The sequence below is a fragment of the Pseudomonas sp. NPDC089534 genome (assembly GCF_044749305.1).
In the GTDB taxonomy this organism is placed as follows: Bacteria; Pseudomonadota; Gammaproteobacteria; order Pseudomonadales; family Pseudomonadaceae; genus Aquipseudomonas; species Aquipseudomonas ekonensis.
Window position 1 is genome coordinate 44,942 of sequence record NZ_JBIVHR010000026.1, and the last position, 21,682, is coordinate 66,623.

At 64.0% G+C, this 21,682-nt stretch carries 22 protein-coding genes and 3 pseudogenes; 16 read left to right on the forward strand and 9 right to left on the reverse strand.

The annotated features are described in order from the left end of the window. Positions 1 to 6: 6 nt before the first annotated feature. Positions 7 to 672, forward strand: coding sequence for a bifunctional 4-hydroxy-2-oxoglutarate aldolase/2-dehydro-3-deoxy-phosphogluconate aldolase (locus ACIP0B_RS10810; protein ID WP_400831796.1), 666 nt, complete (start codon positions 7 to 9; stop codon positions 670 to 672). Between the two features lie 176 nt (positions 673 to 848). After that, positions 849 to 1,595 (forward strand): intradiol ring-cleavage dioxygenase, encoded by a 747-nt coding sequence (locus tag ACIP0B_RS10815; protein ID WP_400831798.1) that lies wholly within the window; start codon positions 849 to 851, stop codon positions 1,593 to 1,595. Here the strand turns inward: ACIP0B_RS10815 and ACIP0B_RS10820 are convergent. Next, a complete protein-coding gene (locus ACIP0B_RS10820) occupies positions 1,579 to 2,760 on the reverse strand; it encodes an aminotransferase class V-fold PLP-dependent enzyme (RefSeq protein ID WP_400831800.1) in 1,182 nt (393 codons plus the stop codon). The two genes, ACIP0B_RS10815 and ACIP0B_RS10820, sit on opposite strands and share 17 nt — an antisense overlap. Positions 2,761 to 2,784: 24 nt before the next feature. After that, entirely contained in the window at positions 2,785 to 3,021 is a 237-nt protein-coding gene (locus ACIP0B_RS10825) for a DUF3820 family protein (protein ID WP_025112833.1), read from the reverse strand. 205 nt (positions 3,022 to 3,226) lie between these two features. Between ACIP0B_RS10825 and ACIP0B_RS10830 the strand changes: the two genes are divergently transcribed. Continuing rightward, positions 3,227 to 3,694, forward strand: a complete 468-nt coding sequence (locus ACIP0B_RS10830; RefSeq protein WP_400831802.1) for a PA2169 family four-helix-bundle protein — start codon at positions 3,227 to 3,229, stop codon at positions 3,692 to 3,694. 137 nt (positions 3,695 to 3,831) lie between these two features. Here ACIP0B_RS10830 and ACIP0B_RS10835 read toward each other — a convergent pair whose 3' ends face one another. Both ACIP0B_RS10835 and ACIP0B_RS10840 read right to left on the reverse strand, forming a co-directional pair. Beyond that, on the reverse strand, positions 3,832 to 4,302 hold the full coding sequence (locus ACIP0B_RS10835; protein WP_003227420.1) for a MaoC family dehydratase: 471 nt from the start codon (positions 4,300 to 4,302) through the stop codon (positions 3,832 to 3,834). A 41-nt stretch (positions 4,303 to 4,343) separates the two neighbouring features. Beyond that, the gene (locus tag ACIP0B_RS10840; RefSeq protein ID WP_400831804.1) at positions 4,344 to 5,288 is read right to left on the reverse strand and encodes a lysophospholipase; all 945 of its coding nucleotides are present in this window, start codon (positions 5,286 to 5,288) and stop codon (positions 4,344 to 4,346) included. A gap of 227 nt (positions 5,289 to 5,515) precedes the next feature. Here ACIP0B_RS10840 and fadD2 point away from each other — a divergent pair, with 227 nt between their 5' ends. Beyond that, on the forward strand, positions 5,516 to 7,204 hold the full coding sequence (fadD2, locus tag ACIP0B_RS10845) for a long-chain-fatty-acid--CoA ligase FadD2 (protein WP_400831806.1): 1,689 nt from the start codon (positions 5,516 to 5,518) through the stop codon (positions 7,202 to 7,204). A 345-nt stretch (positions 7,205 to 7,549) separates the two neighbouring features. Beyond that, positions 7,550 to 9,253 carry a long-chain-fatty-acid--CoA ligase FadD1 gene (fadD1, locus tag ACIP0B_RS10850; protein ID WP_400831808.1) on the forward strand — a complete coding sequence of 568 codons (1,704 nt, stop codon included), beginning with the start codon at positions 7,550 to 7,552 and terminating at the stop codon, positions 9,251 to 9,253. Between the two features lie 151 nt (positions 9,254 to 9,404). Here fadD1 and ACIP0B_RS10855 read toward each other — a convergent pair whose 3' ends face one another. Further along, positions 9,405 to 9,782, reverse strand: a complete 378-nt coding sequence (locus ACIP0B_RS10855; protein ID WP_400831810.1) for a hypothetical protein — start codon at positions 9,780 to 9,782, stop codon at positions 9,405 to 9,407. Positions 9,783 to 9,978: 196 nt separating this feature from the next. Here ACIP0B_RS10855 and ACIP0B_RS10860 point away from each other — a divergent pair, with 196 nt between their 5' ends. From ACIP0B_RS10860 to def, 3 genes are all read left to right on the forward strand, one after another. Continuing rightward, a complete protein-coding gene (locus tag ACIP0B_RS10860; RefSeq protein WP_400831812.1) occupies positions 9,979 to 10,170 on the forward strand; it encodes a CsbD family protein in 192 nt (63 codons plus the stop codon). A gap of 174 nt (positions 10,171 to 10,344) precedes the next feature. Next, entirely contained in the window at positions 10,345 to 11,295 is a 951-nt protein-coding gene (locus tag ACIP0B_RS10865) for a YihY/virulence factor BrkB family protein (RefSeq protein WP_400831814.1), read from the forward strand. 2 nt (positions 11,296 to 11,297) lie between these two features. Continuing rightward, the gene (gene def / locus ACIP0B_RS10870; RefSeq protein ID WP_400831816.1) at positions 11,298 to 11,837 is read left to right on the forward strand and encodes a peptide deformylase; all 540 of its coding nucleotides are present in this window, start codon (positions 11,298 to 11,300) and stop codon (positions 11,835 to 11,837) included. A 157-nt stretch (positions 11,838 to 11,994) separates the two neighbouring features. Here the strand turns inward: def and ACIP0B_RS10875 are convergent, their stop codons facing one another. Then, entirely contained in the window at positions 11,995 to 12,414 is a 420-nt protein-coding gene (locus tag ACIP0B_RS10875; protein WP_400831817.1) for a GNAT family N-acetyltransferase, read from the reverse strand. A 120-nt stretch (positions 12,415 to 12,534) separates the two neighbouring features. Between ACIP0B_RS10875 and ACIP0B_RS10880 the strand changes: the two genes are divergently transcribed. From ACIP0B_RS10880 to ACIP0B_RS10905, 6 genes and pseudogenes are all read left to right on the forward strand, one after another. Then, positions 12,535 to 13,476, forward strand: coding sequence for a fatty acid desaturase (locus tag ACIP0B_RS10880; RefSeq protein WP_400831818.1), 942 nt, complete (start codon positions 12,535 to 12,537; stop codon positions 13,474 to 13,476). A gap of 81 nt (positions 13,477 to 13,557) precedes the next feature. Continuing rightward, positions 13,558 to 14,349: a phosphate/phosphite/phosphonate ABC transporter substrate-binding protein gene (locus ACIP0B_RS10885; RefSeq protein ID WP_400831820.1), complete on the forward strand. Its 792-nt coding sequence runs from the start codon at positions 13,558 to 13,560 to the stop codon at positions 14,347 to 14,349. Between the two features lie 126 nt (positions 14,350 to 14,475). Beyond that, on the forward strand, positions 14,476 to 15,024 hold the full coding sequence (locus ACIP0B_RS10890) for a sigma-70 family RNA polymerase sigma factor (protein WP_400831821.1): 549 nt from the start codon (positions 14,476 to 14,478) through the stop codon (positions 15,022 to 15,024). After that, positions 15,021 to 16,034 (forward strand): ABC transporter substrate-binding protein, encoded by a 1,014-nt coding sequence (locus ACIP0B_RS10895; protein ID WP_400831822.1) that lies wholly within the window; start codon positions 15,021 to 15,023, stop codon positions 16,032 to 16,034. The genes ACIP0B_RS10890 and ACIP0B_RS10895 overlap by 4 nt, the downstream gene beginning before the upstream one ends. 739 nt (positions 16,035 to 16,773) lie before the next feature. Then, positions 16,774 to 17,439, forward strand: a pseudogene (locus tag ACIP0B_RS10900) (PAS domain-containing protein); the annotation flags it as partial. 117 nt (positions 17,440 to 17,556) lie between these two features. Beyond that, positions 17,557 to 17,988, forward strand: a pseudogene (locus ACIP0B_RS10905) (methyl-accepting chemotaxis protein); the annotation flags it as partial. Between the two features lie 134 nt (positions 17,989 to 18,122). Here ACIP0B_RS10905 and ACIP0B_RS10910 read toward each other — a convergent pair. Then, positions 18,123 to 18,680, reverse strand: a complete 558-nt coding sequence (locus ACIP0B_RS10910) for a hypothetical protein (protein ID WP_400831824.1) — start codon at positions 18,678 to 18,680, stop codon at positions 18,123 to 18,125. Positions 18,681 to 18,831: 151 nt separating this feature from the next. Continuing rightward, positions 18,832 to 19,263: a PACE efflux transporter gene (locus tag ACIP0B_RS10915; protein WP_217890894.1), complete on the reverse strand. Its 432-nt coding sequence runs from the start codon at positions 19,261 to 19,263 to the stop codon at positions 18,832 to 18,834. Between the two features lie 120 nt (positions 19,264 to 19,383). Between ACIP0B_RS10915 and ACIP0B_RS10920 the strand changes: the two genes are divergently transcribed. Continuing rightward, positions 19,384 to 20,256: a LysR family transcriptional regulator gene (locus ACIP0B_RS10920; protein ID WP_400831825.1), complete on the forward strand. Its 873-nt coding sequence runs from the start codon at positions 19,384 to 19,386 to the stop codon at positions 20,254 to 20,256. A 111-nt stretch (positions 20,257 to 20,367) separates the two neighbouring features. Here the strand turns inward: ACIP0B_RS10920 and ACIP0B_RS10925 are convergent, their stop codons facing one another. After that, positions 20,368 to 21,399 carry a LacI family DNA-binding transcriptional regulator gene (locus ACIP0B_RS10925; protein WP_400831826.1) on the reverse strand — a complete coding sequence of 344 codons (1,032 nt, stop codon included), beginning with the start codon at positions 21,397 to 21,399 and terminating at the stop codon, positions 20,368 to 20,370. Positions 21,400 to 21,614: 215 nt separating this feature from the next. Between ACIP0B_RS10925 and ACIP0B_RS10930 the strand changes: the two are divergent. Beyond that, positions 21,615 to 21,682, forward strand: a pseudogene (locus tag ACIP0B_RS10930) (gluconokinase); the annotation flags it as partial.

Below are 21,682 nucleotides of genomic sequence, written 5' to 3' on the forward strand. Positions count from 1 at the left end.
GCCGCTATGACAAACCCATCCCCGACCGTTTCCATGGCGGACAAAGTTGCCCTGATCGACAGCCTCTGCGCCAAGGCGCGGATCCTGCCGGTGATCACCATCGCCCGCGAACAGGACGTGCTGCCGCTGGCCGACGCCCTGGCCGCCGGCGGCCTGACGGCGCTGGAAGTGACCCTGCGTTCGCAGTTCGGCCTCAAGGCGATCCAGATCCTGCGCGAACAGCGCCCGGAACTGGTGACCGGCGCCGGCACCGTGCTCGACCGGCACATGCTGGCCGCCGCCGAAGCCGCCGGCTCGCAGTTCATCGTCACGCCGGGCATCACCCGCGACCTGCTGGAAGCCAGCGTCGCCAGCCCGGTGCCGCTGCTGCCGGGCATCAGCAACGCCTCCGGCATCATGGAAGGCTATGGCCTGGGCTACCGCCGCTTCAAGCTGTTCCCGGCCGAAGTCAGCGGCGGCGTGGCGGCGATCAAGGCCCTCGGCGGCCCGTTCGGCGAAGTGAAATTCTGCCCGACCGGCGGCGTAGGCCCGGCCAACATCAAGAGCTACATGGCGCTGAAGAACGTCATGTGCGTGGGCGGCAGCTGGATGCTTGATCCGGAGTGGATCAAGAACGGCGACTGGGCCCGCATTCAGGAATGCACCGCCGAGGCCCTGGCGCTGCTGGACTGATTTCGCTTCACCCGACACTTCGTTGTGTGTTCTACGGCTTTACGGTGCGCTTGGTCGGCGCACCGTTTTTTTTGTCCGCGGAAAGGCGGCGGGGACATCACGCGATACATAGTTACCGCACCAAGTGTTTTGCCTGGCGCTAACCTGCATCCATTCAATGGAAGAGAGAGCGCATCATGGATGATCAGTCTTCAGCGCCGTCGTCAGGCACGGTCTACCAACTGGCCCCGGAACAAGTCGCCGGGCCGTATTTCCGCAACCCGAAACTGTTGCGGCGCAACATCAGCGAAGGGGTCGAGGGCTTGCCGTTGCTGCTGCGCCTGACCATCGTCGATGCCATGACCGGCGAGCCGGTCAACGGTGCGCTGGTGGACATCTGGCATTGCAACGCCCGTGGCGCCTATTCCGGCTGGAGCCGGGTCGATCCGGATGTGGAGGTCGATGTGGAGGCGGTCGGCTCGATCCCGCGGACCGACGACGACACTTACCTGCGCGGCAGCCAGTTCAGCGACCCCAAGGGGCGGGTGCGCTTCACCACCATCTACCCCGGTTTCTACGCCGGCCGCACGCTGCATATCCATGTGGCGGTGCGCATCGTCAACGGCCACCGGTATCTGGAGGAGCGCCATGTCGCCTGGGTCGGCCAGCTGTACTTTCCCGAAGTCGTCTCCCGTGCGGTGCTCAATGCCAAGGCCTACCGGGGGCGCAGCGCGTCGCCTTTGGACAACGGCCAGGACGCGTACTACGCCGGCATGGGCGGCGAGGCGTCGACGCTGACCGTGTGGCCGGTAGGGCGCGAATGCCACGAGGACGGATACTTCGGCCACTTGACGATCGGCATCGACACCTTTGCGGTGTCGACGCAGATCAAGCCCGAGGACTTCGACAAGTACACGGTGCAGGAGGTCAACGCAGCTCGTTGAGGGCGACGATCAAGCGCTGAATGTCGGCTGCGGTGGTGGTCAGCCCCGGTGTGATGCGGATGCAGGGGCCGCACGCCGAGCCGTTGCGCGCCACGGTGAACAGGTTGAACTCGTTGAGCAGGCGCTCCACCATCACCTGCTGGTCGGGGTGACGGGTGAAGCGCAACGAGGTGATGCCGCAGTACAGGCGCGGATCGTCCGGAGTCATCACCTCGATGCCCGGCAAATTGCGCACGGCCTTCACCCAAAGGTCGCGCAGGTGATTGAGCCGGGCACCCTTGGCCGGTGCGCCGCCCAGTGCCCGGTGTTCCTCGAACACCAGGGGCAGGGTCATCAGGGCCGGGAAGTTCGGGGTGCTGTAGGGGGTGCGCGAGCGGATGTCGGTGACCGGGAAGTGCGCTTCGGCCATGTCCGGGTCGATGTCGGCCAGGCGCTGCGGGGCGACGTAGAGGAAACCGAGGGTCAGCGGCGAGCCGATCCACTTGTGCAGGTTGTACCCGGCAAAGGCAATGCCCAGCGCTTCCAGGTCGAAGTCGATCTGGCCGAGGGCATGGGCGCCGTCGAGGATGATGTCCACCCCGTGTTCCTTCGCCAGCGCGGCGATGGCCTGCACCGGCATCACCAGGCCGGTGCGGTGGGTGACGTGGGTCAGTGCCATCAGCTTGAGGTTCGGGTGGCGGATGAACGCTTCGCGGTACGTCGCCAGCAGGCCATCGAAGCTGGCCGGGTGCGCATGCCCGATCTCGATCACCTCGACCCCGCGGCTGCCGGCGAGCCAGCGCATGGCGCTCTTGACCGTGTCGTACTCCAGGTCGCTGATCAGCACCTGATCGCCCGGCCGCAACAGGTTGTAGTTGCGGATCAGCGACTGCAGGGCGGCGGTGGCGTTGCAGGTGAAGGCGACGCTCTGTGCCCGCACGCCGATCAGCTCGGCCAGTTGCGCGCGGATCTCGAGGCTGTCGTGCTGCTCGAAACGCTGGCGCACGTAGACCGAGTTGCTGTTGTTGATCAGCTCGATGTTGCGCTGGTACTCCTCGACCACGGTGCGCGACATGCGCCCGAAGTAGCCGTTCTCCAGGTTGATGGGGCCGGGTTGGACATCGTAACGGTCGGCGAAGGTTTGCCAGAAGGCTTCGTCTCGGGCGCGGCGGGTGTTGTCAGGCATGGTCGGCTCGCATCAGGGGGCGCCTCAATGGCGCGGGGCGGGTTTGCCGTGTTTGGCTCGCAGCGGTTCAAGCAGGTCCGACAGGCCGTTGTGGTCGATCTCGTGCATCAGCGCCAGCAGCCCGCCGAGCTCGCCGTGGGGGAAACCCTCGCGGGCGAACCAGTTCAGGTACGGGCCGGGCAGGTCGGCGATGATGCGTCCCTTGTACTTGCCGAAAGGCATTTCGCGGGTGATCAGCAGTTCGAGTTTTTCGGGGTTCATCAGGGGTGCATCCAGATTCGAAACACCTCGGAAAATACAGGCATTCTGCATGCAGGCCAAATGACAGATCATGCAAATAACGGCGATACAGATTTCCGTTGTCGTTGTAACTTTTTGATTTTGTGATGATTAATTCTGATTGAGGGGCTGGCACGGCCGCTGCAGCACCTCCTTGCATCTTCCACCGAAGGCGAGGAACCGAAAAATGACCGACATGAACAAAGAGGCCATCTCCGTACTCAACGACCTGATCGAAACCAGCAAGGACGGTCAGGAAGGGTTCAAGACCTGTGCCGAAGACATCAAGCACCCGGAACTCAAGGCATTGTTCGTCAAGCGCTCCGGCGACTGCGCCACGGCGGCCGCCGAACTGCAGGCGACCGTGCGGTCGATGGGCGGCGATCCGGAAACCTCCACCAGCGTCAGCGGCGATCTCCACCGCCGTTGGGTGGACGTCAAGGCGATGTTCACCGGCAAGGATGAAGAGGCGGTGCTCAACGAAGCCGAACGCGGCGAGGATCACGCCCTGAAGGCGTACCGGAACGCCATCGACAAGATCAACAAGCACAACCTGGTGGGTATCCGCGACCTGGTCGAGCGCCAGTACCACGGCGTGCAGCGCAATCACGATCAGGTGAAGGCCCTGCGCAACCAGGCCCGCGCCCGCTCATGATCCAGCGCTGAAGCAAAACTGCTGTGGGAGCGAGCCTGCTCGCGATGGCGTCGGAACAGTCAGCATCGATATCGACTGTCAGACCGCATTCGCGAGCAGGCTCGCTCCCACATTGTTTTGGGTCATGCCGATCCGGGTCAGCCGATGCTGATCGCCGGCAAGGTCGGCAGCGTCACGGTCTGCTGCTTGCGCGGCGCCAGGATCTCGGCCTCGCCGTCCACCACCAGTTCGTCGCGCTGGTTGAAGACGCGGGTGGCGATGCGCACGCGGAATTTCGGCAGTTTCTCGAGGATCTCCAGGCGCACGGTCAGGGTGTCGCCGATCTTCACCGGCTTCTGGAAGCTCATCTGCTGGCCGATGTAGATGGTGCCCGGCCCAGGCAGCTCGCAGGCGACGGCGGCGCTGATCAGCGCACCGCTGAACATGCCGTGGGCGATGCGCTCCTTGAACATGCTGGCGGCGGCGAACTCGGCGTCCAGGTGCACCGGGTTGTGGTCGCCGGACATCGCGGCGAACAGCTGAATGTCGCGCTCTTCGACGGTCTTGCTGTAGCTGGCGGTCTGGCCGACTTCAAGGGCTTCGTAAGGGATGTTGGTAACCTGGGTCATCGGTTTCGGTTCCTGTGACGGATGGGGTGAATCCAGAAAGATTACTCGGACCGGTGCGGCCGGCGGTGGCTCAGCGCCTGGTCGATCCAGGCCAGCACATCGGCGGTCACTTCGTCGCGGTTGGTCTCGTTGAACAATTCGTGCCGCGCCTGCGGATAGATCTTCAGCTGCAGGTTCTGGCTGCCGGCCGCGCGCAAGGCGTCGGCCAGATCAGTCAGACGCTTGCCTTCGCTCACCGGATCACATTCGCCGCCGATCACCAGCAGCGGCAGGCCCGGATCGATCTGGGCGAGATTGGACGCTTTGCTGATCTGCTGCAACCCGCCGAGCAGGTCGATCCACAACTGGTTGGTGCAGCGGAAGCCGCACAGCGGATCGGCAGCGTACTTGTCGACTTCGGCCGGATCGCGGCTCAGCCAGTCGAAGGCTGTGCGCGCAGGCTTGAAACGGTTGTTGAACGAGCCGAACGACAGCCATTCGATCAGCGCGCTGCGGCCCTTGGCGCCCTGGCGCAGTTTCTCGAAACGGGCGATCTGCCGGGCCGCGCGGTACAGCGCCACCGGCTGGAAATTCGATCCGCTGAGAATCGCCCCGTGCAGGCTGGCGCTGTGGTGCACCAGATAGGCCTGGGCGAGGTAGCTGCCCATGCTGTGGCCGAGCAGGATGATCGGCGCCTCGGGATGTCGCTGGCCGATGTGCTGGTTGAGGCTGGCCAGGTCGCCGACCACCTTGCACCAGCCGTCGTCGTCGGCGAAATGCCCGAGGGTGCCGGAATCGGCGGTTTTGCCATGTCCGCGCAGGTCCGGCGCGTACACGCCGTAGCCTTCGGCGCACAGCCGCTCGGCCAGTCGGGCATAGCGGGCGCTGTGCTCGGCCATGCCATGGGCCAGCAGGATCACCGCCTTCAGCGGCGCGGCGGGCAGCCACTGGTTGACGAAGAGGCGGGTGCGGTCGTTCGCGTCCAGCCAGAAGGTGTCGTGGATCATGGCGATTCCTTTTGCGGGGCTGCCCGGTTCGAAGTCGTTGCATTGTATAGCGCGTCCGATCCGCCCGCGCCACGGCCGCAAGATTCACGGGATCAATGAGAACGCTGCCTGTATTTGCCTGATTGACCATAGCTGCTAGTGTCCGGGAAGCCCCGCTTTTCGCACGGCGCTTTCGGAAGTGACAGAGAGGCGGCCCCGGAACGGCTCAGGTAAAGAGGACAAGAACAATGCAACCTGATTTCTGGAATGACAAACGCCCGGCGGGCGTACCCCTGGACATCGACACGGGTGAATTCAAGTCGGTGATCGAGGTGTTCGAGCGTTCCTGCAAGAAATTCGCGGACCGCCCGGCGTTCAGCAACATGGGCGTGACCCTGACCTACGCCGAGCTCGAGCGCCAGAGCGCGGCGTTCGCCGGTTACCTGCAAGCGCACACCGACCTGGTGCCGGGGGACCGCATCGCGGTGCAGATGCCCAATGTCCTGCATTATCCGATCGCCGTGTTCGGCGCGTTGCGGGCCGGGCTGATCGTGGTCAACACCAACCCGCTGTACACCGCGCGGGAGATGCGTCACCAGTTCAAGGACTCCGGCGCCCGGGCGCTGGTGTACCTGAACATGTTCGGCCAGAAGGTGCAGGAAGTGCTGGCGGACACCGACATCCAGTACCTGATCGAAGCGAAGATGGGCGACCTGATGCCCACCGCCAAGGGCTGGCTGGTCAACACGGTGGTCAGCAAGGTGAAGAAGATGGTGCCGGACTATTCGCTGCCCCAGGCGCTGTCGTTCAAGAGCGCGCTGCGCCTGGGCCGGGGGCTGGGCATCAAGCCGCTGAAGGTCGGCCTGGACGACATCGCCGTGCTGCAGTACACCGGCGGCACCACCGGTTTGGCCAAGGGCGCGATGCTCACCCACGGCAACCTGGTGGCCAACATGCAGCAGGTGCGCGCCTGCCTGGCCCAGCTCGGCGGCGACGGCCAGCCGCTGCTGCGCGAAGGGCAGGAGGTGATGATCGCGCCGCTGCCGCTGTACCACATCTATGCGTTCACGGCGAACTGCATGTGCATGATGGTCTCCGGCAACCACAACGTGCTGATCACCAACCCGCGGGACATCGGCGGCTTCATCAAGGAACTGAAGAACTGGCGCTTCTCGGCGCTGCTGGGGCTCAACACCCTGTTCGTCGCGCTGATGGACCATCCGGACTTCAAGACCCTGGACTTCTCCAGCCTCAAGCTCACCAACTCCGGCGGCACCGCGCTGGTCAAGGCCACCGCCGAGCGTTGGGAGCAGCTCACCGGTTGCCGCATCACCGAAGGCTACGGCCTGACCGAAACCTCGCCGGTGGCCTGCACCAACCCTTACGGCGACCAGTCGCGGCTAGGCACGGTGGGCCTGCCGGTGCCGGGCACCGCCTTGAAGGTCATCGACGACGCAGGCGTCGAGCAGGCGACGGGAGAGCGCGGTGAACTGTGCATCAAGGGCCCGCAGATCATGAAGGGCTACTGGCAGAAGCCCGAGGCCACCGCCGAGGTGCTGGACGCCGACGGCTGGTTCAAGTCCGGCGACATCGCGGTGATCGACCCCGACGGCTTCGTGCGCATCGTCGACCGCAAGAAGGACATGATCATCGTCTCGGGCTTCAACGTGTACCCCAACGAAATCGAAGACGTGGTGATGGCCCACCCGAAAGTCGCCAACTGCGCGGTGATCGGCGTGCCGGACGAGCGTTCCGGCGAGGCGGTGAAACTGTTTGTGGTGGCCCGCGAGACCGGCGTGAGCCTGGAAGAGCTCAAGGCGTACTGCAAAGAGAATTTCACCGCCTACAAGGTGCCCAAGCACATCGTGCTGCGCGAGTCGTTGCCGATGACGCCGGTCGGCAAGATCTTGCGGCGGGAGTTGCGGGACATCGCCTGACGAATTGCGTCTGGCGCCATCGCGGGCAGGCAAGCGCCTACAGAGGCATGGACACTTCTGTAGGCGTTTGCCTGCCCGCGATTTTTTCAGGGATGTCCCGGAAAACCGGGGCTTTCAAGGCTGTATAGGTTTTTTGCTCTAAAATGACTTTTAGCAGGTCTTGAGTCATTTAAATGACTGTGGCGACCACTTTTGGCTCTAGTCGCCCCTTGGCAAAGCTGCTACTCTCGGCGCGCTTTGTGACTTCTCGGCCTTGAAGAAAAGCCAGACTCACCAATAAATACACACCAATAACAATCGCATCGAATGCGGTGTTGAATTCGCGTTGCTGAGGAGTGGGCTTCCATGATCGAAGACTTTTGGAAGGATAAGTACCCCGCTGGAATTGCTGCCGACATCAATCCAGACGAGTACCCGAATATTCAGGCAGTGTTGAAGCAATCCTGCCAGCGCTTCGCCGACAAACCGGCTTTCAGCAACCTGGGCAAGACAATCACCTACGGTGAACTGTACGAATTGTCCGGTGCCTTTGCCGCGTACCTGCAACAGCATACCGATTTGCAGCCCGGCGATCGAATCGCCGTGCAGTTGCCCAACGTCCTGCAGTACCCGGTGGCCGTCTTCGGTGCCATCCGCGCCGGGCTGATCGTGGTCAACACCAACCCGCTGTACACCGCGCGGGAGATGGAACACCAGTTCAACGACTCCGGCGCCAAGGCCCTGGTGTGCCTGGCGAACATGGCCCACCTGGCCGAGGCCGTGGTGCCCAAGACCGGCGTCAAGCACGTCATCGTCACCGAAGTCGCCGACCTGCTGTCGCCGTTCAAGCGCCTGCTGATCAACAGCGTCATCAAGTACGTGAAGAAAATGGTGCCGGCCTACCACCTGCCCAAGGCCGTCAAGTTCAACGACGTGCTGAGCAAGGGCCAGGGCCAGCCTGTGGCCGAGGCCAGCCCGGCCAGCGGCGACGTGGCCGTGCTGCAGTACACCGGCGGCACCACCGGCGTGGCCAAGGGCGCGATGCTGACCCACCGCAACCTGGTGGCGAACATGCTGCAGTGCAAGGCGCTGATGGGCTCCAACCTCAATGAGGGCTGCGAGATCCTGATCACGCCGCTGCCGCTGTACCACATCTATGCGTTCACCTTCCATTGCATGGCGATGATGCTGATCGGCAACCTCAACATCCTGATCAGCAACCCGCGCGACCTGCCGGCGATGGTCAAGGAACTGTCGAAGTGGAAGTTCAGCGGTTTCGTCGGCCTCAACACCCTGTTCGTGGCGCTGTGCAACAACGAAGGCTTCCGCAAGCTGGACTTCTCGGCGCTCAAGGTCACCCTGTCCGGCGGCATGGCCCTGCAGCTGGCGGCGGCCGAGCGCTGGAAGGCGGTCACCGGCTGCCCGATCTGCGAAGGCTACGGCATGACCGAAACCAGCCCGGTGGCCACGGTCAACCCGATCCAGAACATCCAGATCGGCACCATCGGCATTCCGGTGCCGTCGACCCTGTGCAAGGTCGTCGACGACGCCGGCGTCGAGCAGCCGATGGGCGAGATCGGCGAGCTGTGCGTCAAGGGCCCGCAAGTGATGAAGGGCTACTGGCAGCGCCAGGAGGCCACCGACGAGATCCTCGACAGCGAAGGCTGGCTGAAGACCGGCGACATCGCGCTGATCCAGCCGGACGGCTACATGCGCATCGTCGACCGCAAGAAGGACATGATCCTGGTCTCGGGCTTCAACGTGTACCCGAACGAGCTGGAGGACGTGCTGGCGACCCTGCCGGGCGTGCTGCAGTGCGCGGCCATCGGCATCCCTGACGAGAAGTCGGGCGAGGCGATCAAGATCTTCATCGTCGCGCGTCCGGGCGTCACCCTGACCAAGGAACAGGTGATGGAGCACATGCGCGCCAACGTCACCGGCTACAAGGTGCCGCGTTCGGTGGAGTTTCGCGATGCGCTGCCGACCACCAACGTCGGCAAGATCCTGCGCCGCGAACTGCGCGACGAGGAGCTCAAGAAGATCAAGGCCAAGAACGCCAGCGCCGCGTAAACAAGAAGCCCCGCCGATGCGGGGCTTTTTTTTGCCGGTCGCTGTGGCGAGGGAGCTTGCTCCCGCTGTGGCGCGAAGCGGCACCGAAAGCGCGGGCCTGCTGCGCAGTCCAACGGGAGCAAGCTCCCTCGCCACAGGGGCGGGTTCTGCCTTACTGACGGAACTTGGCGAAGTTCACGTTGGTGCCCGCCGGGCGCATGTCCTGCAGGAACGAGTCCTTGTCGGCGCTCAGTTCCAGGCTCAGGGCGGCCTTGCGCTTGCCCTGGTTGCGCACCACCAGGCCGTCGAGCTGTTCGCGCAGGAACGCGGTCGGCACCTTCACGTGCAGCAGTTCGTCGGTGGCCGGGGTGTGCATCAGCAGGTGGATCCACGGGTATTGGCCGATCGCCAGGCGCGACATCGGGATGTCGAACCACCAGATGTTGCGGTTGCGGTTCAGTTCGGTGAAATGGCAGTTGTTGACGCCGAGCACGGCTCCGCCCAGTTGCTTATTGATCCGGGCGATGGCCTGCGGTTTGTCGAGTTTCATGAGATTCCTGCGGGGTCGGTCTTCGGCGCATGGCGCCCATCAGTTGCGCATTCTCGGGGCAAACCCGGCAAACATAAAGCCCGGCATGCCCGGCGCGATGAATGAATGCCGCCGAAAATAAATGAAACCTTGGGCGAACCCGGTCAGTCCACCGTTGCGTAATGACTTTCCCGTCAATGTTCCAAGGAGAATCACCATGGGCAGCACGAGCGATAAAGTGAAAGGTTTGGCCAACGAAGCGGTCGGCAACGTCAAGCAAGGCGTCGGCAAGGCCACCGACAACCCGCGTCTTCAGGCCGAGGGCAAGCTGCAGGAAAAGAAAGGCGAGGCCCAGCAAGCGATTGGCAAGGCCAAGGACGCGATCAAGAAGGGCGTCGACAAGGCGTGACCCGGCCTTGAACGAAAGACCTCGACGGCCATCCAAGGATGGCCGTTTTTTGTGCCGTTCACATGCGGTCACCGAACTCGGTGTTTCAACGGCGCCAAGTAAGCTACCTTGATGAAAGAAAACGGCCCCTGAGTCGCCACGACTTCAACCTGTTTGCGGCGAAAGGAGACGCGAATGATTTTTCCGGACATGAAAGGTCTGCCCCTGCACCGGGTGATGGTGCGCACGGTCACGGAGTTCATCGCCGACGAGATGTCGACCTATGCCTCGGCGCTGGCCTACCAGATGCTGTTCTCGCTGTTCCCGTTCATCCTGTTCCTGATCGCCCTGATCGGTTTCCTGCACCTGCCGGATTTCTTTTCCTGGCTGCGCCTGCAATCGGAACTGGTGCTGCCGCCCCAGGCGCTGGAGCAGGTCAATCCGGTGATCGACCAGTTGCAGCAGTCCAAGGGCGGGCTGCTTTCGGTGGGTATCGTGATCGCCCTCTACACCGCATCCGCCGGCGTGCGCCTGATGATGAGCGCGATGAACGCCGCCTACGACGTCGTCGAAGGGCGGCCGCTGTGGAAGCGCTTTCCGCTGTCGGTCATCTACACCGTCGGCATCGCCGGCATGCTGCTGGCGGCCGCCGCGCTGATGGTGCTCGGGCCCCAGGTGATGGGCTGGATCGCTTCGCAGGTGGGGCTGGAGGAGGTGATCGTCACGGTGTGGACGATCGCGCGCTGGCCGGTGATCGTGATCCTGATGATGGTCGCCGTGGCGGTGATCTATTACGTGATGCCCGACGTCAAGCAGGAGTTCCGCTTCATCACCCCCGGCTCGGTGCTGGCGGTGGTGGTCTGGATCGTCGCTTCCCTGGGCTTTGCGTTCTACGTCAAGACGTTCGCCAATTACAACGCGATGTATGGCAGCATCGGCGCGATCATCGTGCTGTTGCTGTACTTCTACATCTCTTCGGCGGTGCTGCTGCTCGGCGCGGAGATGAACGCGGTGATCGAACACATGTCCAGCGAGGGCAAGGAGCCGGGCGAGAAAATCCCCGGCGAGCTCGCCGAACATCCCAAACAACACGTTTCCGGCCTGGGGCGCGACCATTCGCTCAAGCCGAACGCAGACGAAGCCTGACCATGATCCGTGAAATCCTGAAGATGGGCGACGAGCGCCTGCTGCGCATCGCGCCGCCGGTGCCGGCCGAGATGTTCGACACCCCCCAGCTGTGGCAATTGATCGACGACATGTTCCAGACCATGGAAAGCGTCGGTGGCGTCGGGCTGGCGGCGCCGCAGATCGGCGTGGATCTGCAGTTGGTGATCTTCGGCTTCGAGCGCAGCGAGCGCTATCCGGACGCCGAGGCGGTGCCGCAGACGATCCTGATCAACCCGCTGATCACGCCGTTGAGTCCGCTGATGGAGGAGGGGTTCGAGGGCTGCCTGTCGGTGCCCGGCCTGCGCGGCGCGGTCGACCGCCATCAACAGATCCGCTATGAAGGCTTCGATCCCAAGGGCCAGCCGATCGTGCGCGTGGCCTCGGGCTTCCATGCGCGGGTGGTGCAGCATGAGTGCGACCACCTGATCGGCCGGCTGTACCCGTCGCGCATCACCGATTTCAGCAAGTTCGGTTTCACCGAGGTGATGTTTCCGGATCTCGATCCCAACGCCGACGACTGATTCGGACCTGTAGGAGCCAGCCTGCTGGCGATGGCGGCGCATCCGTCGACGATGAGGCGGCTGACATTGCGCTATCGCCAGCAGGCTGGCTCCCACATAAGAATCCTGGTCAGCCAGTCAGCCAGTCAGCCAGTCAGCCAGTCAGCCAGTCAGCCAGTCAGCTTCGGCGAGGCTCCAGCCCCATCGCAATCATCGGCTTGCTGCGTGCATAGCGGCTCAGGCGTTCGGCCAGGGCGTAGGGCAGGGCGGTGTCGACGCTGAACCCGTGCCGCTCGTAGAACCCGCGCAGGTCCGGATGGCAGAACAGCCACACCGGCTCTTCCAGGCCGTTCACCGCTGCGGCGATCAATTGCGCCGCGACGCCCTGTCCGCGGCAGTCCGGGGCGACGAACAGGCCGGTCAGCCAGTGCCCGCCGGCCACCGGGCGCAGGCACAGCGCGGCGACGGTCTCTTCGCGCCGAGCCACCCACAGCTGCGCCTCGCGCACCGCTTTCATCGACGACTGATGGGCGCGGTAGAACTTGTTCATCAACGGCCAGGACAGGGCGTCGAGCCGGGTATACAGGGTGTCGGGCATGGCGGGGCACCGGGCTGGCGAAAGGGGCGGATTATACGGCGCGCCTCCTCGGAAAAATAATATGCAAGATTGGCGGGGCCCGTTGCACAGAAGGAAGTCAATCCTGTGCCGAGTGTCGCCATGCCCCACTATTTCGACGATGACCATCGTCAGCAGATCGAAGCCCTGCGCCGACGCTTCACCGCCCGCACCGAATGGCCGACCTGGCTGTTGCTGATCGGGGTCTACGGTGCCTGGTTCGCCGTGGTGCTGGGCAGCGGTCGGCTCGGCCTGTGGTGGAGCACGGCGCTGCTGGTTCCGCTGCTGGTGCTGTGGCTGTCGGTGCAGCATGAACTGCTCCACGGCCACCCGACCCGTTGGGTGGCGCTGAACAAGCTGCTGGGCTATGCGCCGTTCGCGGTCTGGTATCCGTACACCCTCTACCGCGACAGCCACCTGTTGCATCATCGCGACGAAGACCTGACCGTACCCGGCATCGATCCCGAGAGCCGCTACCTGAATGCCGAACGCTGGCGCGGCAGTTCGCCGTTCGAGCGCAGCCTGCACTGGCTGAACAAGACCGTGCTCGGCCGCTTCATCCTGGGCGCACCGCTGGCGTTGCTGGCGCTGGCCGGCGAAGAGCTGCATCGCCTGCGGCGCGGCGAGCGGCAGGCCTGGCGCATGTGGCTGACCCACGGTGCCCTGACCGTGCTGATGCTGGTGTTCATCGCCCGCTGCAGCGTGGTGCCGGTGTGGCATTACCTGCTGCTGATCAGCGTGCCGGCGCTGTCGGTGGCGATGGTCCGCTCCTACTATGAACACCGCCCGCACGAGCGACCGGAGCAGCGCACCGTGCTCAACGAGGCGGGATGGCCATGGCGCTGGCTGTTCCTGAACCTCAACTTTCACTTGGTGCACCACGACCTGCCGAAGCTGGCGTGGTACGACTTGCCCACGGCGTACCGGATGCGCCGGGCGCAGTGGGTGGCGCGCAGCGGCGGGTTCGTGGTGCAGGGGTACGGACAGTTGTGGCGCAGGCATGGGCTCAAGCCGATCGACAGCCCTGAGCACCCCTTTCACTGAACTCACTTGCGGCGGCCATGCTGACGCCATCGCGAGCAGGCTCGCGCCTACACTGGAATTTCGCTGAATGGATGACCGTTCATGACCCGACGCCACGCCGAACTCCTGATGTACACGGCCCCGGAGCCGATCCGCGCCGCCAACGAACGCTGGCTGGCGCACATCCTCGACCGCCTGGGCCACAGCCGCCTGAGCGCCGAAGGCCTGTCGCTGCCTGAGCTCTGGCTGTCCCCCGACCTGCTGCTGACCCAGACCTGCGGCTACCCGCTGATGACCGCGCTGCAAGGCCGGGTGCGTGTCGTCGGCCGTCCGCGCTACGAATTGTCCGACAGCAGCGCCGGCCACCATTGCAGCCTGATCCTCGCCCGTGACGTCGATCCGCGCCGCACCCTGGCGGACTTCCGCGGCAGTCGCGGGGTGATCAACAACGACGACTCCAACAGCGGCATGAACCTGTTGCGCCAACGCCTGGCACCGTTGCAGCGCGACGGCCGGTTCTTCGCTTCGGTCGGGCACAGCGGCGGCCACCGCGAGAGCCTGCGCTGGCTGCGCGAGGAGCGGGCGGACCTCGCGGCCATCGACAGCGTGACCTACGCCTACCTGGCGCGACATGCCGCCGATGAGGTCCAAGGGCTGCGGGTCGTGGAGCGCAGCGCACCGAGCCCGACCTTGCCCTTCATCACCCGCATCGGCGCCACGGACGAGCAGGTCGAAAGCCTGCGCCAGGTCATGAACCGCTCACTCAAGCAATTGCCGGACGTGGCGCGGATCCTCGGTCTGCCGGAGGTGCTGCCGGCCAGCGAAAGCGATTACCGGATCCTGCTCGGTTATCGGGACGAGGCGCAGACGCTGGGTTATGAGCGTGTGAAGTAGCGGTTTCATAAATTCAAATTTGGAATATAAGAATTCTTTTTAAGTATTTTTAACGCATAAGGCGCCTTGCTAGGATCGCGCCACCGGACAACCGGACATACCGCGACCCTAACCCAAGGAGCCCACATGTCCGGCGCCGTCCTGTCCTGCCGTCACCCCGTCGAAGGCCTGTTCCGGGCCCATTACCGCTGGCTCTGCGCACGCCTGCGGCAGCACCTGAACGATGCCGCCGGCGTCGAGGACATCGCCGCCGAAACCTTTGCCCAATTGCTCGAGTCCTCCGGCCCCGACGCGATCCGCGAACCCCGCGCCTTGCTCACCACCATCGCCCGGCGCCTGCTGTACCAGCGTTGGCGGCGGGCCGACCTTGAGCGGCGTCACTTGAATGCCCTGCACCCGTGCGAGCCGCAGGCCAGCGCGTCTCCCGAAGAACTGGCGCAGCATTCGCAGGCCCTCGGCCGCCTGGACCGCAGCCTCAAGCGCCTGCCGGGCAAGGTGCGCTCGGCCTTCCTGCTGGCCCGGGTCGATGGCCTCACCTATCCGCAGATCGCCGCCGAACTGGGCATCTCCCAGCGCTCGGTCAGCGACTACATGACCCGTTCCCAGGCCCTGTGCGACCGCCACAGCGCCAACCAACCCCTGATCCGCCCCCTACAGAACAAGAGGTCCGCATGAGATCGATCAAAACATTGCTCGGTGGTTCGCTGCTCGCCCTGAGCCTGACCGTCGGCCACGCCGTGGCCGCCGAGAAAACCGCGCCGATCCATTTCGGCGACATCACCTGGGAAAGCGGCAGCTTCATCACCGAAGTGCTGCGCCTGATCGTCGAGAAGGGCTACGGCTACCCGACCGACACGTTGCCGGGCAGCACCGTCAGCCTGGAGGCGGCGCTGGCGAAGAACGATATCCAGGTGATCGGCGAAGAGTGGGCCGGGCGCAGTCCGGCGTGGGTCAAGGCTGCCGCCGAAGGCAAGGTGTTCGGCCTGGGCGACACGGTCAAGGGTGCCACCGAAGGCTGGTGGGTGCCGGAATACGTGATCAAGGGCGACCCGGAGCGCGGCATCGAGCCATTGGCGCCGGAGCTGAAGTCGGTGGCGGACCTGCCGCGCTACAAGGACGTGTTCCGCGATCCGGAAGACCCGAACCGCGGGCGTTTCCTCAACAGCCCGACCGGTTGGACGTCGGAGATCGTCAACAGCCAGAAGCTCAAGGCCTATGCGTTGACCGACAGCTTCGTCAACTTCCGCACCGGTTCCGGCGCGGCGCTGGATGCCGAAGTGGCGTCGTCGATCAAGCGCGGCAAACCGGTGCTGTTCTACTACTGGTCGCCGACGCCGTTGCTGGGCCGCTACAAACTGGTCAAGCTCGACGAGCCGCCGTTCGACGCCGAAGCCTGGAAGACCCTGGCCGACGCCAGCAACCCCAACCCCAAGGGCACCCGTTCGATGCCGGCCAGCCTGGCCATCGGCGTGTCGGCGCCGTTCAAGGCGCAGTACCCTGACCTGGTGGCGTTTTTCGAGAAGGTCGACTTTCCCATCGATCAGTTGAACCGCACCCTGGCGGGCATGAGCGAGAAACGCCAGCCGCCGCGTCAGGTCGCCGAAGCGTTCCTGCGTGATCAGCCGCAGGTGTGGACGCCGTGGGTGCCGGCGCAGGTGGCCAGCAAGGTGACGGCGGGCCTTTGACGTTCACCGACGGCCAATAGGCTGGGAGCCGGCCCGCTGGCGATGGTGTCCGCCAAGACGCTGCGAGGCCGGATCGAGCCTGCCGCGCCCGCAGGTCAGCCGCGGGAGCGGCGGGCGCGCGGACCAATGTTCGGGATACTTCCCATCCTCTGATGCGTCCTGCGCGGACGCATCGCCCACTTTCTTCCTGACAACAATCCGCTGAACCGTTTCTTGTTCATTTAGCCCTCGGTACTGGCCGACTAATGGCCTTGCGCGGGTTATTGCCCTGTCTATGCTCACGTGTAACTAACTATGTCGATTGCAATCTGAATGCGATCCGACCGCAAACAGTTAGTTGCCGGACAAATGCTGCCAGAGTGCGCAACTAAAGGCACCGACACTGAACCGACAAGGAGCATCTGTTAAATGGAAGTTCTCGTGCATGTTAGGGCTGGCCCGCGTGCGGGCTATCAAGAGAAGGATGTCTTGATAAGAACGTCGCCACATGGACGCTCGGATTAAACATCATTTATCACCTGACAACTTCCTCCTGTGGAGGAAGGCGTGTGCCTGTTCTGTGGAACGTAGTGGTGGATCTTGAAAGACCTGAACTTTCATCAATTCAAAAGACCGCGCGGAAGGTGACAGAAACATGTTCAACCTACATCACAAGGCTGACCTGCAGGAAATCCAACGCTTCAGTTGCGCCCTGACCGAAGCCAACGCCAAGTTGGCGGCCATCAGCGGCTCGATGGCCATGATCGAGTTCACCCCCGAAGGCATCGTGCTGGATGCCAACGAAAACTTCTGCCGGACCATGGGCTACGGCGCCGACGAGGTGCGCGGCAAGCATCACCGGATCTTCTGCGAGGAAGCCTTCTACCGCAGCGAGGAGTACGCGAAGCTGTGGCGCGACCTGGCCCGCGGGGAGCCGATCAGCGGCACTTTCCTTCGCTTGCACAAGAGCGGCCGGGAAATCTGGCTCGAAGCCAGTTACATGCCGGTGTACGGCCCGGACAAGCAAGTGCGCAGCGTGATCAAAGTGGCGTCGGACATCACCGACCGCGTCAACAAGGAGCACGAAGAGGAAAACATGCTCGCGGCGATCAGCCGTTCCATGGCGGTGATCGAGTTCACCCCCGAAGGCAATGTCATCACCGCCAACGAGAACTTCCTCAAGACCATGCAGTACTCGCTCAATGAAATCATCGGCCATCACCACAGCCTGTTCTGTCACCGGGCCGAGGCGGAGTCGGCGCAGTACAAGGCGTTCTGGGCGTCGCTGAACCGCGGCGAATATCACTCGCACCGGTTCGAGCGCAAGAACAAGTCCGGGCAGACGGTGTACCTCGAAGCCTCCTACAACCCGCTGTTCGACGCCAAGGGACGGCTGTACAAAGTGGTGAAGTTCGCCAGCGACATCACCCACCAGATGAACACCCTGCAGACCGCCGCCGAGTCGGCCCACAGCACCTCGGTGCAAAACGACGCCTGCGCGCAAAAGGGCTCGCAGGTCGTGCAGCAGACCGTGCAGATCATCCAGGACATCTCCCGCGACCTCAACGAAGCGGCGCTGAGCATCGATGCGGTGAGCAAGCAGTCGGACATCATCGGCACCATCGTCCAGACCATCCGCGGCATCGCCGACCAGACCAACCTGCTGGCGCTCAACGCGGCCATCGAGGCGGCGCGGGCGGGCGAGCACGGGCGGGGGTTCGCGGTGGTGGCGGACGAGGTGCGCAGCCTGGCGGCGCGGACCAGTCAGGCGACCCTGGAAATCGTCGAAGTGGTGCGCAAGAACCACGACCTGTCCCTGAGCGCGGTGTCGAGCATGCAGTCGAGCCTGAGCCGCACGGGGCTCGGGGTGGAATTGGCGAACGAGGCGGGGGATGCGATCCGCGAGATCCAGCAGGGCTCGCGGCATGTGGTGGATGCGATCAGTCAGTTCAACGAGACGTTGCAACTGAACTGACGCCATCGCCCGCAGGCTGGCTCGCGCATTGTCTTGCGGCGGCCACGAATGCTGCGTTCATCCCAGATCCCTGTGGGAGCCAGCCTGCTGGCGATGGCTCCCACGGGTTTTCCTTTACAGCCGATTCAAGGTGCTCAGAGCGAGGCGAGGAACTTTTCCGCCATCTTGTCGCTGTCCTTGATGTCGTTGACGTTCTCCTTGTCCGATTGCGCCAGTTTCATCTTGTCCTGCAGGCGCTGGGCGATTTCCTTGGCCACGGCCAGTTGCTTCTCCGGCGGCATGGCCTTGATGTCCTCCTCGGTCAAGCCCATTTCCTGCAGGATGCTGTCGCGCAGGCGCTGCTCCGGCGACTTGCTCATGTAGTCCTTGAACTCTTCGGTGGCGGTCTTGGCGCCGGCCTTGGCGTTGGACGTGTCGGTGGTCTGCAGGCCGACGCGGGTCTTGGCGAAGGCTTCGTCGACGTTGTCGCTGATGCGGTTGGCTTCGCTGACCTGCTGGGTGGCGACCTGAGTGGCCGAAGCCTGCACCTTGCTGGCGGTTTCGGTGGACTGCACCGGGGCCTGGTTCTGCAGGGTCTGCAGCATGGCGCCGTGAAGGCCGCTCTGCAGGCCGGCGGCTGCGGTGGCCGTGGCGTCCTCGGAAAGGCGCTTGGGCAGGTGGATGATTGCCTGTTGTTTAGCACTGACCAACATGATGGATGAACCTGTGGGTAATGACTGACGCCGGTGAGTCAGCAATTACCGTGCCTGCCTGTAAAAACCAACTAAATCAATGGCTTGACGGTTTTAACTGTCGGGTTAACGGCCAGCCCTTGCCGCCGGCGGCAGGGGCTGACCGTCTGGTTTACGCCGGATCCGGCAACGCCGAGGCGGGCAGGCCGAACACCCGGTCGAACAGCCAGTTGAAGGCGAACGTGTAGCAGGGGATGAACACGATCAGCGCCAGGTCCAGCAGGAAGGCCTGCACCAGGCTGATGTCCATCCACCAGGCGATCAGCGGAATCAGGAACACGATCAGCGTCAGCTGGAAACCCACGGCATGGGCGATGCGCCGTTTGACGGTGCGTGTGCGGGACTTCTGCAGGCTTTCCCAACGCTCGAACAGCGAGGTGTAGATGAAGTTCCAGGTCACGGCGATGGTGGTGATGATCACCGCCAGGGGCCCGGTGCTGCCGGGGGAGGTGCCGGACAGCAAGGCCAGGCCGAGGGCGGAGAAGGTCATGCCGATCACTTCATAGAGCGACACGTAGACCAGTTTGCGTTTGACGCCTTGCATGGGGATTGCCTCTTTCTTGCGACTGACGGCCAGTGGGGCTGGCCAAGTCGGCGAAAGATAGCTTCAATCTTCGTGACAGAAAAAGTCAGAAGCTTTCAGGTTTATTGATAGGTGATGGGTTTGAATTTCAGCAGCGACAGCATCGAACTGTTTCTGGCGGTGATCGAGCGCGGCTCGTTTTCCGCCGCCGCCCGGGCCTTGGGCAAGGTGCCGTCGGCGGTGAGCATGGGCATCGGCAACCTGGAGGCGGAGCTTGGCTATCCGCTGTTCGACCGCCGCCACCGCGAGCCGCAGCCCACGGCGATGGCCCTGTCGCTGGTGCCCCATGCGCGGCTGATCGCCGAGCAGCTCAAGCAGTTGCAGGTGCACGCGGTGCAACTGTCGCTGGGGCTGGAGAGCCGGCTGTCGATCGGGGTGGCGGCGGACATCGACCGGCGCCGGCTGATGGCGGCGATCAAGGTGCTCGCCGGGCGTCATCCGCTGCTGGACGTCGAAGTGCTGACCGCCCCCCAGGATGACGTGCTGGCGATGCTGCACAGCGGCCGGGTCAGCGTGTGCCTGGCGTTCGCCGGGCTGAGCATGAACGTGCTGGAGCGGTTTCAGTTCGTCGGCAGCGAACGGATGATCGCGACGTTGGCGGCGGACAGTCCGCTGTGGCAGGGGCAGGACCTGTTTCTGGAGGATCTGGTGCACGTGCGGCAGATCGTCGTCGCCAGCCGCGACCTGCCGGTCAGCGACACCCGCCCGCTGGTGGCCGAGTCCCATTGGCGCACCGACAGCCTGGCCACGGCCCTGGAGATGGTCGAGGCGGGACTGGGCTGGGGCAATTTCCCGTTGTCGGTGGTGCAGCCGTGGCTCGATGCGGGGCGGCTCAAACGGCTGAATTTCCGCAACATCGAGAACGGCCTGGTGCTGCCGGTGCACGCGGTGTGGCTGCGGCGCCAGCCGTTGCAGAAGGGGGCGTTGGCGCTGGTCGAGTTGTTGGGTCAGTGAGAAACCTGTGGTGAGGGAGCTTGCTCCCGCTGGGCTGCGGAGCAGGCCCTCTTTTTTGGGGGGCGCTGCGCACCTCAGCGGGAGCAAGCTCCCTCACCACAGGCAATCGGCTCAGGTGCTTTCGCGGATCTTCAGTTCGAAGCCCATGTCTTCCACCGGCCGGGCCACGTTGTTGCCGGCCATCAAGGTCAGCATCTGTTCTGCCGCGCGACGGCCAATGGCTTCGCGCGGGGTGCTGATGCTGCTCAGGCGCGGCACCATGTGTTCCGAGGCGGGCAGGTCGTTGAAGCCGAGGATCGCCACCTGCTCGGGGATCTTGATCCCGTGGCGCAGGGCTTCGAGCAGCGCGCCCTGGGCCAGGTCGTCGTTGCCGAAGAAGATCGCGTCGACGTCCGGATGCGCCGCCAGGAGTTGCAGGAACAGCTCGCCCCCCAGGCCCACGGACGAGGCGCGCGGGGTCAGCACTTCCAGGTCCGGGTCGTACAGGCCGGCCTTCTGCACGGCGCGGCGGAAACCTTCGCCGCGCAGCAGCGTGCGCTGGTCGAGCTGCGCGCCGATGTAGGCCAGGCGCTTGCGCCCGCGGGACAGCAGATGCTCGGCGGCGGTCTCGCCGGCGCTGAGCTGGGAGAAGCCGACGCAGTTCACCCCGGCGGCGCTGTCCAGTTCCATCATGTAGACGCAGGGGATGTTGCTGGCCTCGATCATCCGCCGCGAGCTTTCGGTGCGGTCGAAACCGGTCAGCAGCAGGCCGCGCGGCTGGTAGGCCATGTAGTTGCGCAGCAGCTTCTCCTCTTCGTCGCGGGAATAGTGGAAGTTGCCGATCAGCACTTCGAAGCCTTTGGGCGTCAGCACCCGATGAATGGCTTCCAGGGTGTCGATGAACAGCAGGTTGGACAACGAGGGCACCAGGACCACCACCGAATGGCTCTGGGCCGAAGCCAGGGCGCGGGCGGCGGGGTTGACCACGTAGTTGAGGTCGAGGGCGGCTTTCTGCACCTTCTCCACCAGTTCGGTGGCCACGGTGCTGACCCCGCGCAGCGCACGCGACGCGGTGATCGGGCTGACCCCGGCCAGGCGGGCGACTTCATTGAGGGTGGGACGGCCGGTGGTGCGGGTGTTCTTATCGTTCTTGGGGGGGGTCATCGGGCGGCTTGCCAAACAAAAATCAAGGCACTAAGGTAGCGCTGTCCTTTTGCAGCTGCAAATGCGTGAGCGAGGCTTGCCTGATCCTCGCTCTTTGGCGTGGGGCATCAACCTGCTGCAACCCAAAAAAACGACAAGAAGGCGTCGGCAATATCTGCCTGTGCACTAGAGTCATAGCTAGCAAAGGTAGCGCTGTCTGCGCGCTGAGGTGTTACATGAATCATCCCATCACCGCCCTGGTCATCATGGGCGGTGCCGGTTGCTGCAAGACGTGCGTCAGCCA

Excerpts from the sequence above, each read along its gene's own strand:
- ACIP0B_RS10910 (WP_400831824.1), bottom strand. The coding sequence starts at position 18,680 with ATGTTGGTCAGTGCTAAACAACAGGCAATCATCCACCTGCCCAAGCGC.
- ACIP0B_RS10890 (WP_400831821.1), top strand. The coding sequence starts at position 14,476 with ATGTCCGGCGCCGTCCTGTCCTGCCGTCACCCCGTCGAAGGCCTGTTC.
- ACIP0B_RS10925 (WP_400831826.1), bottom strand. The coding sequence starts at position 21,399 with ATGACCCCCCCCAAGAACGATAAGAACACCCGCACCACCGGCCGTCCC.
- ACIP0B_RS10830 (WP_400831802.1), top strand. The coding sequence starts at position 3,227 with ATGACCGACATGAACAAAGAGGCCATCTCCGTACTCAACGACCTGATC.
- ACIP0B_RS10860 (WP_400831812.1), top strand. The coding sequence starts at position 9,979 with ATGGGCAGCACGAGCGATAAAGTGAAAGGTTTGGCCAACGAAGCGGTC.
- ACIP0B_RS10855 (WP_400831810.1), bottom strand. The coding sequence starts at position 9,782 with ATGAAACTCGACAAACCGCAGGCCATCGCCCGGATCAATAAGCAACTG.
- ACIP0B_RS10820 (WP_400831800.1), bottom strand. The coding sequence starts at position 2,760 with ATGCCTGACAACACCCGCCGCGCCCGAGACGAAGCCTTCTGGCAAACC.
- ACIP0B_RS10815 (WP_400831798.1), top strand. The coding sequence starts at position 849 with ATGGATGATCAGTCTTCAGCGCCGTCGTCAGGCACGGTCTACCAACTG.
- ACIP0B_RS10840 (WP_400831804.1), bottom strand. The coding sequence starts at position 5,288 with ATGATCCACGACACCTTCTGGCTGGACGCGAACGACCGCACCCGCCTC.
- ACIP0B_RS10865 (WP_400831814.1), top strand. The coding sequence starts at position 10,345 with ATGATTTTTCCGGACATGAAAGGTCTGCCCCTGCACCGGGTGATGGTG.
- ACIP0B_RS10880 (WP_400831818.1), top strand. The coding sequence starts at position 12,535 with ATGCCCCACTATTTCGACGATGACCATCGTCAGCAGATCGAAGCCCTG.
- fadD2 (WP_400831806.1), top strand. The coding sequence starts at position 5,516 with ATGCAACCTGATTTCTGGAATGACAAACGCCCGGCGGGCGTACCCCTG.
- def (WP_400831816.1), top strand. The coding sequence starts at position 11,298 with ATGATCCGTGAAATCCTGAAGATGGGCGACGAGCGCCTGCTGCGCATC.
- ACIP0B_RS10835 (WP_003227420.1), bottom strand. The coding sequence starts at position 4,302 with ATGACCCAGGTTACCAACATCCCTTACGAAGCCCTTGAAGTCGGCCAG.
- ACIP0B_RS10885 (WP_400831820.1), top strand. The coding sequence starts at position 13,558 with ATGACCCGACGCCACGCCGAACTCCTGATGTACACGGCCCCGGAGCCG.
- fadD1 (WP_400831808.1), top strand. The coding sequence starts at position 7,550 with ATGATCGAAGACTTTTGGAAGGATAAGTACCCCGCTGGAATTGCTGCC.
- ACIP0B_RS10895 (WP_400831822.1), top strand. The coding sequence starts at position 15,021 with ATGAGATCGATCAAAACATTGCTCGGTGGTTCGCTGCTCGCCCTGAGC.
- ACIP0B_RS10875 (WP_400831817.1), bottom strand. The coding sequence starts at position 12,414 with ATGCCCGACACCCTGTATACCCGGCTCGACGCCCTGTCCTGGCCGTTG.
- ACIP0B_RS10915 (WP_217890894.1), bottom strand. The coding sequence starts at position 19,263 with ATGCAAGGCGTCAAACGCAAACTGGTCTACGTGTCGCTCTATGAAGTG.
- ACIP0B_RS10810 (WP_400831796.1), top strand. The coding sequence starts at position 7 with ATGACAAACCCATCCCCGACCGTTTCCATGGCGGACAAAGTTGCCCTG.
- ACIP0B_RS10825 (WP_025112833.1), bottom strand. The coding sequence starts at position 3,021 with ATGAACCCCGAAAAACTCGAACTGCTGATCACCCGCGAAATGCCTTTC.